16 protein-coding genes are annotated in these 17,566 nt (G+C 55.4%); 10 read left to right on the forward strand and 6 right to left on the reverse strand.

Annotated features, from left to right (window positions below; genetic code table 11):
* Positions 1-53 precede the first annotated feature (53 nt).
* The 4 genes from VFO10_RS01860 to VFO10_RS01875 are packed head-to-tail and all read left to right on the forward strand — an operon-like array spanning position 54 to position 4,987.
* The gene (locus VFO10_RS01860; protein ID WP_325136966.1) at positions 54-761 is read left to right on the forward strand and encodes a hypothetical protein; all 708 of its coding nucleotides are present in this window, start codon (positions 54-56) and stop codon (positions 759-761) included.
* Positions 758-2,413: a hypothetical protein gene (locus VFO10_RS01865; protein ID WP_325136967.1), complete on the forward strand. Its 1,656-nt coding sequence runs from the start codon at positions 758-760 to the stop codon at positions 2,411-2,413. The genes VFO10_RS01860 and VFO10_RS01865 overlap by 4 nt, the downstream gene beginning before the upstream one ends.
* Positions 2,410-3,792 carry a DUF1501 domain-containing protein gene (locus VFO10_RS01870; RefSeq protein WP_325136968.1) on the forward strand — a complete coding sequence of 461 codons (1,383 nt, stop codon included), beginning with the start codon at positions 2,410-2,412 and terminating at the stop codon, positions 3,790-3,792. The genes VFO10_RS01865 and VFO10_RS01870 overlap by 4 nt, the downstream gene beginning before the upstream one ends.
* A gap of 52 nt (positions 3,793-3,844) precedes the next feature.
* The gene (locus tag VFO10_RS01875; RefSeq protein WP_325136969.1) at positions 3,845-4,987 is read left to right on the forward strand and encodes a hypothetical protein; all 1,143 of its coding nucleotides are present in this window, start codon (positions 3,845-3,847) and stop codon (positions 4,985-4,987) included.
* A 2-nt stretch (positions 4,988-4,989) separates the two neighbouring features.
* On the opposite strand, the gene VFO10_RS01880 is transcribed toward VFO10_RS01875, so the two are convergent.
* The gene (locus VFO10_RS01880) at positions 4,990-6,657 is read right to left on the reverse strand and encodes an ABC transporter substrate-binding protein (protein WP_325136970.1); all 1,668 of its coding nucleotides are present in this window, start codon (positions 6,655-6,657) and stop codon (positions 4,990-4,992) included.
* A 192-nt stretch (positions 6,658-6,849) separates the two neighbouring features.
* Here VFO10_RS01880 and VFO10_RS01885 point away from each other — a divergent pair, with 192 nt between their 5' ends.
* From VFO10_RS01885 to VFO10_RS01895, 3 genes are read left to right on the forward strand one after another with little or no spacing between them, the layout of a single operon-like run.
* Positions 6,850-9,237: an adenylate/guanylate cyclase domain-containing protein gene (locus VFO10_RS01885; protein WP_325136971.1), complete on the forward strand. Its 2,388-nt coding sequence runs from the start codon at positions 6,850-6,852 to the stop codon at positions 9,235-9,237.
* Between the two features lie 2 nt (positions 9,238-9,239).
* Complete coding sequence (locus VFO10_RS01890; RefSeq protein ID WP_325136972.1) at positions 9,240-10,514, forward strand: hypothetical protein; 1,275 nt, start codon at positions 9,240-9,242, stop codon at positions 10,512-10,514.
* Positions 10,511-10,747, forward strand: a complete 237-nt coding sequence (locus VFO10_RS01895) for a hypothetical protein (protein WP_325136973.1) — start codon at positions 10,511-10,513, stop codon at positions 10,745-10,747. The genes VFO10_RS01890 and VFO10_RS01895 overlap by 4 nt, the downstream gene beginning before the upstream one ends.
* On the opposite strand, the gene VFO10_RS01900 is transcribed toward VFO10_RS01895, so the two are convergent.
* Complete coding sequence (locus VFO10_RS01900; RefSeq protein WP_325136974.1) at positions 10,744-10,920, reverse strand: hypothetical protein; 177 nt, start codon at positions 10,918-10,920, stop codon at positions 10,744-10,746. The genes VFO10_RS01895 and VFO10_RS01900 overlap by 4 nt on opposite strands.
* A gap of 301 nt (positions 10,921-11,221) precedes the next feature.
* Between VFO10_RS01900 and VFO10_RS01905 the strand changes: the two genes are divergently transcribed.
* Entirely contained in the window at positions 11,222-11,812 is a 591-nt protein-coding gene (locus VFO10_RS01905) for a hypothetical protein (RefSeq protein ID WP_325136975.1), read from the forward strand.
* A gap of 69 nt (positions 11,813-11,881) precedes the next feature.
* Here the strand turns inward: VFO10_RS01905 and VFO10_RS01910 are convergent, their stop codons facing one another.
* Positions 11,882-12,457, reverse strand: a complete 576-nt coding sequence (locus tag VFO10_RS01910; protein WP_325136976.1) for a superoxide dismutase — start codon at positions 12,455-12,457, stop codon at positions 11,882-11,884.
* 142 nt (positions 12,458-12,599) lie between these two features.
* On the reverse strand, positions 12,600-13,241 hold the full coding sequence (locus tag VFO10_RS01915; protein WP_325136977.1) for a hypothetical protein: 642 nt from the start codon (positions 13,239-13,241) through the stop codon (positions 12,600-12,602).
* A gap of 35 nt (positions 13,242-13,276) precedes the next feature.
* Between VFO10_RS01915 and VFO10_RS01920 the strand changes: the two genes are divergently transcribed.
* A complete protein-coding gene (locus tag VFO10_RS01920) occupies positions 13,277-13,801 on the forward strand; it encodes a hypothetical protein (RefSeq protein WP_325136978.1) in 525 nt (174 codons plus the stop codon).
* A gap of 87 nt (positions 13,802-13,888) precedes the next feature.
* Positions 13,889-14,362, forward strand: a complete 474-nt coding sequence (locus tag VFO10_RS01925; RefSeq protein WP_325136979.1) for a hypothetical protein — start codon at positions 13,889-13,891, stop codon at positions 14,360-14,362.
* Here the strand turns inward: VFO10_RS01925 and VFO10_RS01930 are convergent.
* Together VFO10_RS01930 and VFO10_RS01935 are read right to left on the reverse strand one after the other, a co-directional pair.
* Positions 14,359-16,320 carry an ABC-F family ATP-binding cassette domain-containing protein gene (locus VFO10_RS01930; protein WP_325136980.1) on the reverse strand — a complete coding sequence of 654 codons (1,962 nt, stop codon included), beginning with the start codon at positions 16,318-16,320 and terminating at the stop codon, positions 14,359-14,361. The two genes, VFO10_RS01925 and VFO10_RS01930, sit on opposite strands and share 4 nt — an antisense overlap.
* Positions 16,321-16,325: 5 nt before the next feature.
* Entirely contained in the window at positions 16,326-17,510 is a 1,185-nt protein-coding gene (locus tag VFO10_RS01935) for a hypothetical protein (RefSeq protein ID WP_325136981.1), read from the reverse strand.
* Positions 17,511-17,566: the final 56 nt, after the last annotated feature.

The raw sequence follows: 17,566 nt of genomic DNA on the forward strand, positions 1-17,566 counted from the left end.
CAAATTGAATCTGTCCTGGAATCTGCCGAAGGGTTTGATGTGGAGGGATCTTTATGATTGGCCTGTGTGCGCGTCACCCCGAATTTGGACCCTGGGTAAGGATCGTGATCCTGGCCCTGGCTTCCCAGACACTGCCCGGCTGTTACGTCTTCAAAAAAAGAAGCGTGAGCGAAGGCGCCCGGCAGGCCAGCACGGCCGAAGTTCTGGGTGCCTCCCTTGGTGACAAGGCCGGAGATGTGAACGAAGCCGCCCTGGCTGAAGTTCACGCCGTGTCCACGACCCATGCCCCTGCCGGTGTGCGGCCCGATCCTGATACCTTCGTCAGGCAGCTTCTGCTTCAGTATCGCGAGCAGGGTGCGGTGGTCGCGCGGGAGATCGGTCGTGTCGAGCAGTATCGCATGCTGCTGGGTGGAGCGAGCAATAACTTCGCGATCGTGCCGCAGGAAACCTATGATGCGACCTCACTGCTGGCGGAATTGAAAGTTGCCGAGGAGGTCTGCGGCAGCCTTGTCGATCCCGATGAAAGGCAGCACGCTGGGTGGGAATCCATCCTTCCCGCCGATCCCGCGGACACCACGACCAACATCCGTTTTCTTGCGCAGCGCCTTATCGGTTTGCCTTCTTCCAATATCTCGGCTGATGCCATGACCCAGTTGAACGCCATCCTGCAGACAGCTTTGGTCAATGGGCGCGTGACCAACGCCAGTTACATTCCGGTCTGCGCCACCCTTCTGATCGATGCGGAGGCTTTGCTGCTATGAAATTTTCAAGCCCCATTATTTTCTCCTTGGCCCTTCTGGGACTTTTCAGTGCCCCACTGCAGGCTGCCCAGGATCTTTCAGCGGCTCTGCGTCGTGCCCAGTATCTTCTGACGGGAACCATGCCCACCGATCAGGAATTCACCAGCAATGCCGTCTCGGATGCGGCCTACAAAACTGCTGTGCGGACCTTCCTCGATGGTGATGGCTTTTATGATTCCGTGCTTCGCTATCATGAGCGCGTCCTGGGGGTCGGTTTGCCCGAGGAATATCTGCAGGAACTTCTGCGTGAGGATATCGACGGCAAGCAGGAAAAATTTGCGAGCATCACCTGCGGTCGCCTGGATGGGGCCAATGGCCGATTCCGCTGCATGTGGACGAGTAACCTCGATTCGCGTCTCGGTTCAGGCTGTCCTTTGTCGGCCGAACAGCCCGTCTCCGTTTTCTGGTATCCCGGCATCGTCGCCTGGGCCTGCCCTTCGATCGTGAAGGCCTGCGGTCAGGATCTGAGTTCCTGCTTTGTGCAAAGCCCCAATGAAGAGGAAGCCCGCAACGCCGAACTCGGTACGACGGAAACCTTTGATTCCCGCTATTCCGTGATCAAATCGCTCAGCCGCCAGGCTGCGGGTCTTGCGACGGCTGTCGTGGTCCAGAACTATCCTTATACCAAGGTGCTTGAGCCTGGCCTTACAGCTGTGGACGGAGCCGTGGCTCACTTCTATGGTCAGCGCCATCACTTCAAGATTGATGAGCTCAATCTGAGTGAAGAGGTGGTTCAGATCGTGGAAAGCACAGCCTTCAGTGACACAAGGTTCCGGCTCCTCAAAACCTCGGGTTATGACTACAGCTCGGGCGGTATCCTCTCCACTTTCGGCTGGCTGCGCCGCTACGATAAAAACAGAACGCGCGCCAATGAACTCTACAAGCGTCTTCTGTGCCGGGAATTCACCGCGGACCTTCCCCGCGTGTTCCCGCAGGATCCAGGCAACCTTCGCGTGGCGCCCGGCTGCTCCGGCTGTCATGCGACGCTCGATCCCCTCGCGGACTTCTTCATGGTCTGGGGTGAAGGCGGTGACCTTTATAGCGGTGGCCAGGCCGCAGTCTCCACAACCTTCAATAGCAAGACGGGCACAAGCGTCGCCGACCTCGCTGAAATCGTGCGCGGGGATAAGGCCTTTGCCACCTGTACGGTTCAAAACGTCTGGAAGTGGCTGATGGGCCGCAAGTTCTATGTCGACGAGGAGAATCTGCGAACCAAACTCACGGATTATTTCCTGACCACCAATTACAGTTTCCGCGAGCTGGTCTATGCGATCAGCACGCATCCTGCCTTCCTGGAAGGTACGCGCAGCGATGGGATCGCGACCGATCCTCTGTCGGCTCCGCCTCTCGGCGAATTTCCGACCACCACGACCACCTGCGAAGACCGCGCGTATACCTTCGCTGGTGATGTGCAGTCTCGCGTGACTCTTTGCACGGGTTGCCACAACGGTTCCGGCAGTCGCCAGCCTCTGCGCACGGAAGCCGAATGGCGTCCTCTGCGCGCCACGGCCATCAAGATGATGGCGTCGGGTGTGATGCCTCCCGGGCCCGCGAATTCCGAAGTTTTCAAACTCAAGGATGCCGTCACCTGTTGGTTGGAGAAAGATCCATGAAGAACAAAATCGATAAGCAGGTGCTGAAAGACAGCATCATCAAAGGTACGGGCCATGGTCATATCTGCCATCCATCGCAGCTTCCGGATCTGACCCGGCGCGAGCTGATGCTGGGCGGCACGTACCTGGCCGGATATCTGATGGCTTCGCAGATGATTCCGGGTGGCAAGGCCCTTGCGGCCGGTCAGTACCCACCCGCGCGTCGTCTGATTTGGATCAATATGAGCGGCGGCTGGGATATCCTTGAAATCACCGATCCCAAACCTTCGTCGACCTCGGGCATTGATATGATGTACGACTGGGGTGCCGCGCAGCAGCTCGCCGGTTCCACGGAAAAAATCGGACGCTGGATGCCGAACGTCGCCGCCATGGGGCAGGACGTGCTGGTCGTCCGGGGCCTGAACATGGGCACGACCTCGCATATGGCCGGCGCCGTGTACATGGATACTGGCGTTCTGAGTAACTCGGGCAACGTGAACGCCGCTTCCATCCCTTCGATCGTCGCGAGTGAAAGCACGGCCACCATTCCCATTATTCAATTGAATGGCGGGATGGATCCCAAGATCGACCGTGGCCTCTTGAGTCCGGTTTCCGTCGTGCGGGCCCAGAATCTTGACCTTTATCGTTCCATGTACCCTGAGGATACCGATGCGATGGATCAGAAGATGCTGATCCTGAATTATCTGAATAGCTCGATTGAAAGGGCCAAGGCCAAGACAGGTGATTACGACCGCTTGAAAGCCGTTGCTTCGGCTCAATCGAAAATTCAAACGCAGTTCGCCGACAATGTGGGCAGCAAGCTTGAACTGACCAACGAGGATCGGACGCCCTTTGGTGTGAACGCGCCGCGGACGATGAATAACGGCATGCGCGATGCCTTCGCCCTGTCTTTGAAACTTCTGAAAAATAACCTCGTGACCTGCCTGAACCTCGGTGTCGGCGGATTTGATACCCATGCGGGGCAGGAACGGGCCATGCAGCCTGTCGTGGAAAGCTTTGACTACCTTTTGGGCCGCTTCGTGGCCGAACTGAAAGCCGCGAACCAGCTCGACAATACCCTCATCGTCCTTTATTCTGATTTTGGACGCACACCCAAAGTGAACAACAACAACGGTCGTGACCATTGGCCAGTCGGTGGCGCCTTGATGATTGGCGGTGGAATTCTGGGTGGGCGTGTGGTTGGCGCGACAGACGACAACCTGCGAGCCCTTAGCATCAATAAGGACAGCGGCGCTGTGGAAACCGGAGGCAGTTTCACCCTGAGCCCCAGCAACCTGGGAGGCGCAGTCCTGGAGTTGACGCTTGGTGCAACGTATACCACCACCTATCGGACGTATTTGGAATCAATTCCTGCTCTCACGCGACTCAAAACCAGCTAAAATGGTCTGAGCGTCTTCGCGTGAACGTTGAATTTTCCAGGAAGGGCCAGCCATGAAGCCAGTGAAGGCTTTAGTCGCGATTTGTCTTTTCGGTTCGCAAACAGTGCTGGCCGACAACGTCGAGGAACGAGCCTGGCCCGTGACCTCCCTTCTGGTTCCCAATCCTTTTCAGGTGAATCCTGCGGCCATTCCCACCGATCGCACCATCATCGGCGGTCTCAGGCTGGTTCGCACCGAGGAATCCCGTTATCTGATCAATCCCAATAACAATACCCCGGCTCAGATCAAGCATACGACCAATAAAAAAGACGTCGGGCTGGCTTTTCAGATTCCCCTGGGCGGCGCCGCCTTTGGCCTTTCCGGGAATGAACATTCGCGGCAGATCAGCGGGAAATCGGATCAGCGCAATAGCGAAGCCTTCGAGGAATTCTGGGTCCGCGATTACAAGATGAAATTCGTGGTGGATCTTCTGCCTGAACTCCGCGGCGCCTTCACCTTCCGCTACCAGTCTCATCAGGCTGACCTCCTGGGTGGCTACGGCGTGGGCAATGATGATCGCACCCGCTACAAAGGAACGATGTCCGGCTATTCCCTGGGTGTGAACTATCGCGTGCAGAATGTGAGCATAGGGGCCTTCACGGCACCACCGCTGCGCGGCAAGGCCACGATCGAAGGCGAGCAGAAGATTATTTCCGATCCCGGTATGGGCGGTCTGGAATTGGGTTTAACCTATTCGGATCGTCTCTCGCTCGGTCTTTCCGTTTTGAAATGGTCCTATAAACATGATGATCGCGATGAGGATGCCACGAGTCCCGAGGACCAGCGTGATATCTTCCTGCGCGGCGTGGAGATTGATCAGTACTTCCGCAAGACCCTGGCTATCGGCATCGGCGCTGAGTTCGCGATCCTTCCCGTCGTAGGTATCAAAGGCAGTATCACGAGGCAGGATGGTGTCTTCCTCTTCGATCCCACGCGTGTCCCCGGTGATAATAAGGACGTCGAGACCAAGGTCACGTCCAATGAACTGCGGGTCGGTGGATTCATTCGCAATAAGCAGTTCTTCGCAGAACTCGTTCTTCTGAAAGCGAGCAAGTCGAAGGATGAAGTGAGGGTGAGGCGCAACGGGGTCAATGCGATCGGCAGCTATGAGCACGACGACTCATCGAACGTCGTCGTGCTGGGCGCTGTATTCTAAGCTCACATCTTCCGCACCGGCAGGTCCGCGGCATTCGGATACGCGGATATTCTTTCCTGAGTTTCCAGAATATCCTTCGCTGGTTCCTTGCGATTCAGCCAGACATCAGGCAGGAAAACCAGCGGAAAACCGGGCAGCTCGCTCATGAACTGCTTATCGAGTCGTGCGAGCAGACGCTGCAGCTGGATAGGCTCCGCTTCACGCTGCATGGTTTCCAGAATGCGATCGACCACGTTCATATCCCAGCCGCTGAAATTCTGCCCGAAGTAATTGTTATCCGCGCTGGGTATGGCCAGCGAATGCATCAGGTTGATCGGCGTCGTGAGGGGCGGCAGATTCCAACGCATGCAGGCCATGTCCCTGAAGCGGCGCTGCGGCAGGGTCTGGCGCATGAATTCCTCTTCCGGAATAATTTCCAGCTGAACATTGGCGCCGATCTTTTTCAGATCTTCCAGCACGGGCTGGTAAAAGCCTGATTTCAATCGTATATCCGAGCAGGTCAGCACGAGGTTGATCTTCTGGCCGTCGATGATCAGAGTCCCCTCGCTGTTTTTGCGACCGCCGATTTGCTCCAAAAGCTGACCCACACGCTGCGGCTGATAAGGATCCACGACCTTTTCATTGATGCGTTCCAGCTGGGTCGGGTGCAGGGCCGTGAAGGCCGGCAGACCATGGCCCTGGAGCTGCTTTTGCACCAACGCTTGCCGTTGGATGGTATGCTGCAGGATCTGTCGCAGCTGGGGATTCACGAGAAGAGGGCTGCGCAGGTTCAGAATAATAAGTTCCAGCGTATGCCCGGGACGGCTCTGCAGACTGAATTTCTGGTCGAGGCTCGGTACCTGCTCTTTGAGTTCCAGCCAATTCAACCAGCTCAGCTCACCTTCGGCGGTCTGATCCACTTCACCATTTTGCAGCGCCTTGGCCAGGGCCGGAATGCCATTATAGAGACGCAGCTCCAGATCCTGCGTCGGTGCCTCCTCCCATTCGCCTTCCGGGTTCGAGACCAGGGTCCACCGCTCCGCAGTCGCGGATTTTACGATGTAAGCCCCGTAATAAAGCCCAGGGTCCTGCAGTTTGTTCCACCAGTTGGCGTCATGCGGGTCTTTCTGCAGCTTCTGAATAAGCTCAGCCTTATGGGCCGGCAAGAGGGAAATCGCAAACAGCTGAAACGCATCCGGTCGCCTGTGGGTCAGGATCAGACGCATCTTATTCTTCTGGTCAGGATCCATTTCGATACGGCGAATGGGCAGCAGAGGATCCTTGCCCTTGCCATAATCCGCGCGGGCCATGGTTTCCAGTGTGAACTTCACATCCTGAGGCGTGATGTCCGTGCCGTCGCCCCATTTCAGTTTCTTTTTGAGTTCAAGATCCACCATGTACGTGGTGGTATTGCCATCATCGTCCTTGCGGCTCAAAAGCTCGGGCGTGTCTTTGCAGATGATGCAGATAATGCGGCCATCATTCCGCACAGTAAGGACAGGGGGATTGATCAGATGACGAACGACTTTGCCATCCCCGGCTTTCTGTAGCAGGGGATAGATCCGGTAAGGATCCTGTAAGCTGCCGATTACAAATGGTTTTCCGTAAGATTGGGACGCCATGCCCAAACTTAAAAATGAGGCCAACCAGCCCAGGACGGCGCGGCGTTTGGCGGAAGCGAAGATAGGCATCGCAGATTTCCTTTTCGAAGCAGACTCCTGTCATGCTCCATCATAGGGGAATGTGGATGGGGAAACCAGAGCGAACCGCGGGAACCCTTGCGCAAAAGGGCAGGGACTTCCTTTTTTGCCAAGCGTGAGACGCTTGGGTTCCGCTGGATTTCTCCGATACCGCTGAAGAGAAATTTTTCCAAGGAGCCGGGATTGAGTCGCGAACCAGGACATTGGCTGCAAAGCCCATCAGTCAGCTTAAAGCTGGCGGTGGGGATCTGCGTGTTTTGGATTGGCGCTTTGACCGCTTGGGAGTTCTCGCCCCTTTCCATGGAAGCGGAAACCCGTCTGGTCAATCCGCTCTTCTTTCAGCTGCGCCAGCACATTGATCGTGCGCCCCGGATTCACGAGAACATTAAATCCTATGGGATGGATGACACGACCATTTCCTATATGCAGAGCCCCAATCTGAAATTGAGTCAGTGGGTGGAACTTCTGGAAGCTTTGGATTCCCGCTCGCCCAAGGCGATCGTCATCGACGCGCTGTTTTCCGTGACGGATGTGGGGCTTGATCAGCAGGCGGAAAGGGACGCTTTGAGCGCCCGTCTGAAAGCCATCAAAACGCCTATTTTAATGGGCGCCTATGGAAGTCTGAAAGAGGTTCGCGGCCGTGAGCCCTGGGATCTGAATGATCCCGCGTTTGATGTGAAGAATTATCTGCGTCAGCTGCCCCAGTCGCCTTTGACGGCCGATCAGGAGGCCGAGGCCTTGCCGATCCTGGACTATGGCAATGGCTTTGTGTATGGGCCGGATGTGTTCCTGCGCGAGGCTCTTTATCGCATCGGTCACATTCATTACGGACAGAAGGAAGGGCGCTTTCATCCCTTCATCCGCCTGCAAAAAAATCATCTCCTGCCGCATGTGATGCTGCGCGCCACAGGCAACGCCTACTTCAAACAGGGCCAGCTTTATGTGAACGAAGGCGAGCTGCCTTTATCCCGCGATGGCAGCGCTTACATCAACTTTCCCAAACGCGAAGACATGGTGAAATCGGTGCGGCCGCTCCGCCTTCTCATGAAGCCCAAGGTTCAGGACAAGGAACTGCTGCGCATTTCCAGCGACGACTACATTTACATTATTCAGATGTATTTCACAGGAAACGTGGATTTCAAACCGAGCCCGCTCGGCATCATTCCCGGCGCCTTCTCACATCTGGCCGTGCTGAACAACATCCTGCAAAAGGATTGGCTGCGTCCGATCGAAGCCGGTCCCTGGCTGATTGCCGGCTTTGGCTGTCTGTCCGCGCTGCTCGCTTACTGGCTGAGTCCTGCGGTTCTGATCATGATTCTGGTCGGCAGCCTCTGCCTTTGGGCTTTGGTTTGTTTTTACGCCTTTGCCTGGCTGGGCTGGATGCTTCCCTGGCTCGGCCCCAGCATGAGCTTTTTCTTCATCGGCCTCAGTATTGCCGGTTTCCGCATCCGCGCCATGGAACTCAAGTCCTGGTACATCAAGCAGACTCTGCAGGGAACGGTTGAAAAAACCGTCCTTCATGAACTGTCCAAGCATCCGGAGCGCCTCGCTTTGGAAGCGCGGGAACGCGTACTCACAATCATGTTCATCGACATCGTCGGCTTCTCGCTCATGGTGGAAAATCAGCTGCCGCGCACGGCTTTTGAAAGCCTCCGCAGTCTGATCGAGGAACTGAGCGCCACCGTCCATCGTCATGGCGGAATCGTCAACAAGACCCTCGGGGATGGTCTTCTCTGTTTCTTCGGCTATTCCTTCCATGATGACAAGGAATCCACAGATCATGCGGAGCAGGCCGTGCTCACCGCTCTTGAAATCCAACGTGCGAACGTACCCCGCATGATCCGTGCCGCCAAGCGTCGCGAACCCGTCTTTCCCTTGCGTATCGGCATCAATACCGCGGCCGTGTTCTTAGGCAACCTCGGCAGCGGGGAAAAACTCGATTTCACCGTGATCGGCAACGGCGTGAACTTTGCGAAGCGTCTGGAAGGGGCCTGTCTGCCTCATTCCGTTCTGGTGGGTCCGACGACCAAAGAACTCGTCGAGCCGCTGGGAACGATCAATGCGCGCGCCAAGCGCCGACTGATTGCCATCAAGCACCATATCGAAATGGTGGAATCCTGGGAGTATGATCCCTTCCTGAGTCAGCCAGAGCTGCGCGCTCAGGCCGAAGAGGTTTACAAGACAACAGCCTATCTGACAAGGGTGGAACGCCGCTGGAGCGTTGCCAAACCCGAGCGCATCCTTCTCACAACTTTATCCGGGCCGGCTCATCTGTTAAATTTCTCCTCGACCGGCATGAGTTTTTCGTTGCCGGGCCTTATCCCGCGTGGGACCAGATTGGAACTGAATATTGACTCGATGGATGGCGTCCTGTATCAGCAGCTGGCTGGCTTTGGCCTGCAAAAGCTCCAGGTCGAGGTCCGTTGGGTGCAGAAAAACGAAGAGCGTTATCTGCATGGTGTTCGCTACCTGGATCTGGATGCGCGACAGACAGATCTTATAACGGATCTTTTATGCCAATACGCTCTTGCAGAATTCGAGGAAATTTCCGCGGACGACGTCGCTTCGTAAGCGTGCTCTTCCTTTGGGCCGTGGTCTTTACCTCCACCGCCTGGGCCTGCCCTGGTTTTCTCATCATGCATCAGGTCCCCTTGAAACAACGCTCGAAAATTCCGCGTGACACCCTGCATCTTTTCGCGTTCCGCCCGGATCTGCCCGAGCGTTGGCAGGAGCTGCCGATGCAGCTCGATCCTTTGGATGACGAAGGCAGCCTGATCTTTCCCGAGGACAAGGACTGGATGAAAAAGCCGGTCGTGCCCTTCGACCGGATCAGCTTCTTCGATGAGAAATTCGGGACGAAATTCGATGGGAAAGGCGAGGGGCCTTGCCGGTCCAGCAACTTCGTGGAATTCGATACACGGCGGGGTTACGCATACCTGGCCAGCTGTCCCGGGGACTATGCGGCGAAGGACTTCACCGATCCCGTGACGCTGCAGGACAAGCAGCGGATGGTGAACGCGAAATACTACAAGTATAACTACAGCGAACGCAATCACCTCGTCTTCGATAACATCCTGCTCGCCGATCCGGCTTTTCAAGACTATCATCCGGTCGCCTCGCAGTCCGACCTTCTGATCGTCGGGGATGTGAAGAACTTTTTCACGCTGCATTTTGATTCCGAGGACATCGACGCCTTCATCAATTCCAAACGTAGCGGCGACATGGGTTTGATGGGCGGTTTGAAGTTCTATCTGAGAATCCTTTATTTCAAGATCAAGATGTCGCTGATGCCCGAGGTCAACTTTTTTGATGACTCGGTCTTCATGCCCATGATTCTGACTCTGCCGGTGGATGCGAAAAAATATCTGCGGCGCGGCAGTGGGATTTATTACACCTGGCTCGGTGACAAGGATACCGAATGGCTCTGGGACCGGAGCGAGCTGGAAAATCTGGATATCAATGTGCTCGATCCCAGATTCGAAGGCGCCTCGCGGATGCCTTCGGAGAAATACTGCAGCCGCAGCAAATGCCGCTATAAGATCCTCGGCCGTAATCATGGGCGGCTCTTCGCGCTGCATTTCGAAATCAGTCGCAAGGCCGCTGAGCTGGGCTTTTTCCCAAGGCTCATCCGTGATATGCCGGCCGTGGAAAAAATGATCAAACATCCCGTCAGTCGCTATCCGGCCCAGAATCGCATCGGTGTCTACTTTGAAACGGCGCTCATGCCCGAAGGCGAACACACCTGGGACTTCTGGATTCATTTCCCGGAAGACGAAAAAGGCATCTGCAACGTTAACGTCAGGGCCCGGTCTTTCACCGCGGCCCCTCCGTCTTTGGATAAAAAATGAAGTTTGTCATTCGAGTGCTTTTGCATGTGGCGTGGATCGTTCCCTTCTTTTTCGGGCGACCCTATCTGGCGGTTGCCATGCTGCTCTTCGTGTTCCTCTGCTACGTGAAGGTCTTCAAATTCCGTCAGCAGCTGGCTGATCTCGCAGAGCGTGGCGGTGATCCCGAGCGGAAAGCCGTCCTTCTTCATGCGCTTCAGCGTTGGCAAGCCTTGACCTGGCTCAAGAACTCTTAGGCCACAAAATGCAGGTGCAGGCGGGTTTGGGCCTGCGTTACAAGCTGTTCGGCCTCATCCGTATTCAGATAATAAGTCGTATGGATGTATTGCACGACTCTGTGATATTCCATGCCGCCTTTCAGCAGCGTCGAGATTGCAAGTATAATAGCGCGTTTTGATTTTTCTGACATGGTCTTTAGCCTCTCTGCTTTCACGTCTCCACCCAAGGAAAAGACGCGACTCACGGAAAGACATTGCTCTTCTCAGAAAAAAAATAAACTCCCAAAAAGTGTGCAAGCCGCGACCGCCTTACAGAAAAGTCGCCCAAGTTTGGTCGGACGGCCAGACAGAAAATACCGACTGCTGTAAGTCCCTTGCTGGACATTCCCGAGCAAAATCCTGGGTGATTCCTGGAGTTTACACGATCTTTCAAACGTGACTTAATGGGCTCGCCCTGTCATTCCTATTCACGTTTTTGGAAGGATCATGTCGATGAAAGTTCTCGCACATCTTTGTACGGCTGCTTTATTTTTCGCTTCCTCTTTGGGCCTGGCTCTTCCCAAGGTCAGTGTCGATGTCCTCAGTGAAGTCCAGAAGGTGGATCAGGTGATCCAGGAACTGGACGATTATGAAAGCCGCGTCTGGGCCATTGGAATCAATGGCGACACGCTGCAGCCTGATCAATTCCAAAAATTCTTCGCCGATCGGGATATGGAAGTTCGCTACTTCGTACGCAGCTTCTCGGGTCTTTCGCTCGGCGAAGCCTCTGCTTATCAGGAGAATCGCCGGATGCTGGTGGACTATCGTCATCGCATCCTGCAGCAGGAACTGGCGGAAGTGAATGCTGTGGTCCGTCAAATCCAGATCGCGCAGCAGCAGGATGCTTCAGTGGGCTTCACCACGGGCATGATGCAGCCTGATCAGACCATCAGGTTCTTTGGGCAGCGCGGTCTTGAAATTCGCTACTATGTGCGGGGTCCCAGCTTCACTCTGGGTGATGCTTCAGCCTATCAGCAGAACCTGAAGGTTCTGGGGGACTACGCTCGTAAATTGAGATCGCTGGATAAAAGCCTCGGCCGGTAATGCCGACGTTCTTCAAAACTGGAAATGGCTATGGATCGATCGGGGAGATCGATCCATTTTTCTTTGGGATCAGAGTTGCTTTTCGACGAAGTCCCAGTTCACGAGGTTCCAGAAAGCCTCGACGTACTTGGCCCGCGCGTTGCGGTAGTCGATGTAGTAGGCGTGTTCCCACACATCACAGGTCAGAAGCGGTTTGAAATTGCTGGTCAAAGGGCAGCCTGCATTCGACGTCTTTTCGATGCCCAGCGAACCGTCAGGCTTTTTCACAAGCCAGGCCCAGCCGGATCCGAATTGAGTCAGGGCAGCGTCGGTGAACTTTTCCTTGAAGGTCTGGAAGGAACCGAAGCTCGACTTGATCAGGTCGCCCAGCTTGCCCTTGGGTTCGCCGCCGCCTTTGGGGCTCAAGCAGTACCAGTAGAAGGTGTGGTTCCAAACCTGGGCCGCGTTATTGAAAATACCGCCTTCAGTGGTTTTAATCAGCTCTTCCAAGCTTTTTTCAGCGTTGGGAGTGCCTTCAACCAGCTTGTTGAGGTTCGTGACATAAGTCTGGTGGTGCTTGCCATAGTGATATTCCAAGGTCTCGGCGGAGATATGAGGCGCCAGTGCATCCTGGGCGTAAGGCAGTTCCGGGAGTTTAAAAGCCATTGGTTTTCTCCTGTAAGTAAGACAGATCGTGACTACTATAGGAGAGCCATTTCCTCAGAACAAGTGAATAGGCGAGGCGTCCTACCTTCCTGCGTCCCCTGGCCGCCTGGACCTGGGGGTTTTTTGACAGGTGCTGGGGCCTTCACATTAGGAAGTCAGCCACGATGCGGCTTGCGAGTTGTTCGGAAAGCTCTTTGACCTTGGCATGCAGGGCTTCCTCGTAATTGAGATAGGCGCTGGACACGGGCGTGATGGTTTCTGAGCGCAGACTTTTAAAGGTCGTCCCGGCGCTGTAGCTGCGATTGAAGAGCACCGCGCGGGTTTTCAGATCGTGCACTTCGACATTAATTGCCATGTTGACGGCTTCATCTGTCGTTCGATTGCCCGCCCGCTTCAGGTTACGGAATTCCTGCGGTGCGGGTTTCTCCGTTTCGCTGACCACGGGATCACGGCTGATCGGCTCGCGGCTGGGTGTGCCCGTTGGGTTCACAGAGGCCTTGTTCAGGGTAATGAGCATGATCGCATCGGCCTCGTCCTGACTGGTCAGGATAAGGCGCCCGCTGCGGACCAGTTCCCTTTGAACAGCCGACCACAGAAGCTCATGCGGGATGACCTCGCGGCTGACATCGTAGACGGCTTCCACCGCAATCGTCCGCACGCCGACCGGGGGGCGCATGGCGGTATTGCTGAAGCGATAGACGCAGCCCTGAAGAAGGAGGATGAGCAGGCAAAAACCGCCCATCTTTATGCGGCCCGGGACTTTCGTTAGAATAAAAAGGAGCACGATCCATCCTGCTTGAAATGAGGAGCACGGCGCCTATGTCTTTTTCTACCCTTTCGGGGATAACAAGACGCCCGGTGATCGCCAGTGTAGCGAGTGCGGCGGCCGAGTTCAATCATTGGGTGGAACAGAAGGCGCAGAAGGATTTCAAGGATGCCAACGGGGGCATTTGGCTGCTTCAATTGAATCTTCAGCAGCTGCCCCATCCCGACGATACCCAGGCCGCCCTTTATCGCCTGACCATCGGTCTCTGCTGTGAGCTCGACGCGCGTCATTTGGTCGAGGTTGGAGCCTACGAGGCCCAGGAGGATCAGAGACTCCTCCAGCTTTTGGGTGATGATCGGATACCCGTCGCCATGAAGAAACGGGTCATGGAAAACCAGAGTCTTGAAACCCTTCGGACCGAGCTGGCGGAAGAGCTTCTTAGAATTCGAAAATCACTGGAAAAAATTGATCTGAACAGCATGCGAAAACGTGTGATCGGTCAATGGATAGATCAGCGGCAAGTCTTTGGAAGCAGGATCCTGTCTTCATCTGCGGACAAGATAGATCTTGATGTTTGAATGGCGTTTGATATATTCCCTCAGTTTTTTTGCAGAAATCGACGGGTATATAGGGATCGGAAATCACAGCGGGAGATCAAGAGACTTATGGACTTTGTTCCCGAAATAATCGACGAAGCGGTGGTCCTCAATGCGGTCGACGTTTGCACGAATGGCAATGACTGCCGTCCTTGCGCCGAGCTGGCTGTTGGCATTCATAACTGGCTTGTGGCCCATAAGCTCCAGTATCTGATTGTCGATTTTCAGGACGAGAAAGACGTCTGCACATCCATCCTCGCTGAACTTCTGCAGCTGAAAAAACGCCTGCGCTATCCCTTTTTATTTTGCGGCATGATGGAAGGACCGAAAAAATTCCTGAAGTCCTATGCCTATAACGATTATCCGTTCTTCGCCGTCCCGGAAGAGGCCGTGGCCTTCATCCGGAAAACTCAGCCGAATCTTTTGAAAGTGGACCTGTCGAACGTGAAGCAGGGCGAACCCATTCCCTGCACCCGTTCGCGAAATTACCGGCCTGAAGACGCGGAAGAGGCTGAAGAACCCGATGCCGAGCCTGATGCTTAATTCAGCCTTCCCATGGCGGAGAGCTGCTTTTCGACCTGCTCCAGTCCGTCGGCAGCTTCGAGCCACTCCTCTTCAAGTTTCTCCAAACGACCTGTTTCCTCCTGCAGCGTGCGGTTGACTTCCGTCGCCTTCACGTAATCATTCGGATCGAGTTCCGCCAGTTTCTTTTCCAGCTGAGCCAGGGTATTGCGAAGCTTATGCTGATCGGCATCCAGCTTTTCCATGGCTTTCTGAAAGCGGCTGCGATCGCGTTTGAGCTGTTTGGCCAGATCAAAGTCAGCATTGCTGTCCTTGCTTTCCACGGCCTTGCTCTGGGGCGCTTTGGTGTCTCCGCCGTCCAGAACATCGGGGAAACCCTGTTGTGCGGCGAGACGCTTATAATCTTCCAGCTTGCCGTGGAATAAGGCGGAGCGGCCATCGGGCAGCATCACGAAGATATGCGTGGCCAGGGCTTCGATAAAGGTTCGATCGTGACTGACGAAGAGCAGCGTTCCTGTATAGGCTTCCAGGCCTTCGATCAGGACCTCGACCGAGGACATATCCAAATGGTTCGTCGGTTCGTCGAGCACCAGAAGGTTCGACTGCAAAAGCAGCGAACGGCAAAGAGCCACGCGGGCTTTTTCTCCACCGGACAGCACCTTCACCGTTTTGAAAACGTCATCACCGGAAAAAAGAAAGGAGCCGAGGATCTGCCGCGCTTCCTTGTCTCCAAGGTCCGCGCGGGTGCTCAGCACGTTTTCCAGAACGGTTTTGTTCAGATCGAGGATCTCGCCATGATTCTGGGCAAAATAAGCCATGCGAACCTGATGGCCGGTTTGCACCTCACCCCCGAGACTCGGAATCTGGCCAGAGATCGTTTTTAAGAAGGTTGATTTCCCAATGCCGTTGCTGCCGATGATGGCCACGCGGGCCCCGCGTTCCAAAAGCAGATTGATATTGGTCGCCAGTGGTTTCGTGTAACCGATATTCAGATTTTTGACCGTCAGCACATCGCGACCGCATGATGGGGCCGGTGGCAGCTGCAGATGAAAGGTCTGATCGGCAGCGGATGGATTCAATTCATTTTCCAGAGCCCGCAGCTTGGCAATCTGCTTCATTTTGGATTGGGCCTGACGAGCCTTGCTGGCCTTGGCTCCGAAACGCTCCACAAAAGTTTCGAGCTGCTCTCTCTGCCGTTCCAGATTCTCGCGGCGGGATTCGATCTGCTGCTCTTCCATCTCGCGCTGTTCCAGGAGCGAATCGAAGTTCCCGCGATAGGCCTTCAATTCCCCGTGGCTCAAAAGCAGCGTAACGGTCGCGAGGCGATTCAGAAGAGAACGATCATGCGAAACGAAGAGCAGAGTCCCGCGGAAACTCTGCAGATATTTTTCCACCCAGATCAAACTCGGAAGGTCGAGGTGGTTGGTCGGTTCGTCAAGCACCAGGATATCGGGTTCATTGAGAAACACCTTCGCGAGTTCAAGGCGCATGCGCCAGCCACCGGACAGGGCCTTGGGGCTTTGATGAATCTGATCCGGACGAAAGCCGAGACCATGCAGAATTCCGCTGGCCTTCGCTTCCAGACTGTAACCGCCGGCCTGCGAGAACTGGCTTTCCGCCTTTTCATAGCGGGCGACTAGTTCCTCGGAGCTGTCGGTCTGCAGCGCTTCCAGCGCCTCGTCCATACGCACCTTGAGTTCGTAGATTTCGCGATGACCGGCAAGGCAGTCGGCGAGGACGGTTTCTTTGGGATGGGCTTCCGGTTCCTGCGGCAGATATCCCAGTTTCAAATTCTGGGACGTCACGATGCGGCCGCCATCGGCGGATTCCAGACCGGTGAGGATATTCAGAAGGGTGGTCTTGCCCGCGCCGTTGGCACCGACGAGAGCCACTTTCTCTCCATCAGGAAATCGGTAGCTGATATGGTCGAGGACGATACGGCTGCCGAAATTTTTTTGCAGATTTTCTAGAGCTAACATGGGTCCTATTGCGTCTTTGGAGTGTTTGCGCCTGCCGTTTCCTGATCAATACCGCTCAGATCCCTGGTGATCACAGACAGGTTATCGCGAACAGTGTCGAGTTGATCCGCGACCGGATAATCCTTGAGCGCCTGTTCCAAAAGTTCCTTGGCCTGTTTCAGATAAGCGGCCTTGGCTCGATTGTCGGCCACCGGCATGGCGTTTTGAAAGGCTTGCGCGGCCTTCTGACGAAGATCCTGCACGGCCCGGTTGCTATAAATCTTTATTTTTTCCTTGGCCTGATCGAAGAAGGGATCGCGGGTATCGATGCGAGCCGCGAAGTCGATGGCCTGTTTGAATTCACCTTTGTCCGCAAGTTTCTGCGACTGCATGAGGATCGCATCGCTTCGCTTGATGTCGGCAGGGCCTGTATGCCCATCCACTGGAGTCATGCTGAGCGAAGGTTCGGGTGCTGCCGGAGCTGCCGCGGTCCCATCGACGGGAGCGGGTGCAGCCGCATCGGGGGTGGGCTGCTCCTCAGGCTTCGCCGTTTTTTGCAGCGCGGCCCATTTTTGGGCTTCCTGGTCGATGATGGTCTGCATCCCGCTCTGGAATGTCGGGGAATTCGACGTCTGCTCCAGAAGCGTTTTCACCAGGGCCAGCGTCGGCAGAGTCTTCAGATGCGTGTTCTGATTGAAACTCGTGACAAGGTCGATATCCAGATCGCGGAATTGCTTTTCCATCGACGGTTGATTGGAATTCGAAGCGGCGGCTGGCGGATTGCCTTCGCCCTGCTCATAAAGATCGCGGCTTTGGAATTTGCTGCTTTGCTCGGTTTGAATTTTCAGAAGGCGCAGCTGCGCGAGGATCAGAACCGCTTCCTCCAGACTGCCCTTGGGAGCAGGGTGCAGAGCCGTGGCCGCACGAATATCCTCATCCATCAGTTGCATGGTCGGATCGCTGAGGCGATTGAAGGTCCGGGTTAAATCGCTTGCGACCGGGGCCGCGTCGGGTGTTTGAGCGCTGGCGGCAACGGCTGCGTCATGCCCGTCCTGCGTCTTCTGCCCTTCCTTCGCCAGTGGCTTGGTTTTATTGGCAGCAATCGCCTTGGCCGTACTGGTCTGCGCGGTGCCATGGGGCCGCGACGTAACACATGCGGGAAGTGTGGCCAACGTTACCAGAACAAGAGGGGTGGTAAATTTTACTCTCATGCCAAGCCTTTTTTGAAGAGACTGATCCAGGAGACCCTCGGAGTCCCATCCTGGGG

It is taken from the genome of Oligoflexus sp. (assembly GCF_035712445.1).
GTDB lineage: Bacteria > Bdellovibrionota_B > Oligoflexia > Oligoflexales > Oligoflexaceae > Oligoflexus.

What these genes read in the sequence shown, in the direction of transcription:
- VFO10_RS01860 (WP_325136966.1), top strand. Translation starts at nt 54, where the DNA reads ATGATTGGCCTGTGTGCGCGTCACCCCGAATTTGGACCCTGGGTAAGG.
- VFO10_RS01865 (WP_325136967.1), top strand. Translation starts at nt 758, where the DNA reads ATGAAATTTTCAAGCCCCATTATTTTCTCCTTGGCCCTTCTGGGACTT.
- VFO10_RS01870 (WP_325136968.1), top strand. Translation starts at nt 2,410, where the DNA reads ATGAAGAACAAAATCGATAAGCAGGTGCTGAAAGACAGCATCATCAAA.
- VFO10_RS01875 (WP_325136969.1), top strand. Translation starts at nt 3,845, where the DNA reads ATGAAGCCAGTGAAGGCTTTAGTCGCGATTTGTCTTTTCGGTTCGCAA.
- VFO10_RS01880 (WP_325136970.1), bottom strand. Translation starts at nt 6,657, where the DNA reads ATGCCTATCTTCGCTTCCGCCAAACGCCGCGCCGTCCTGGGCTGGTTG.
- VFO10_RS01895 (WP_325136973.1), top strand. Translation starts at nt 10,511, where the DNA reads ATGAAGTTTGTCATTCGAGTGCTTTTGCATGTGGCGTGGATCGTTCCC.
- VFO10_RS01900 (WP_325136974.1), bottom strand. Translation starts at nt 10,920, where the DNA reads ATGTCAGAAAAATCAAAACGCGCTATTATACTTGCAATCTCGACGCTG.
- VFO10_RS01905 (WP_325136975.1), top strand. Translation starts at nt 11,222, where the DNA reads ATGAAAGTTCTCGCACATCTTTGTACGGCTGCTTTATTTTTCGCTTCC.
- VFO10_RS01910 (WP_325136976.1), bottom strand. Translation starts at nt 12,457, where the DNA reads ATGGCTTTTAAACTCCCGGAACTGCCTTACGCCCAGGATGCACTGGCG.
- VFO10_RS01920 (WP_325136978.1), top strand. Translation starts at nt 13,277, where the DNA reads ATGTCTTTTTCTACCCTTTCGGGGATAACAAGACGCCCGGTGATCGCC.
- VFO10_RS01925 (WP_325136979.1), top strand. Translation starts at nt 13,889, where the DNA reads ATGGACTTTGTTCCCGAAATAATCGACGAAGCGGTGGTCCTCAATGCG.
- VFO10_RS01930 (WP_325136980.1), bottom strand. Translation starts at nt 16,320, where the DNA reads ATGTTAGCTCTAGAAAATCTGCAAAAAAATTTCGGCAGCCGTATCGTC.
- VFO10_RS01935 (WP_325136981.1), bottom strand. Translation starts at nt 17,510, where the DNA reads ATGAGAGTAAAATTTACCACCCCTCTTGTTCTGGTAACGTTGGCCACA.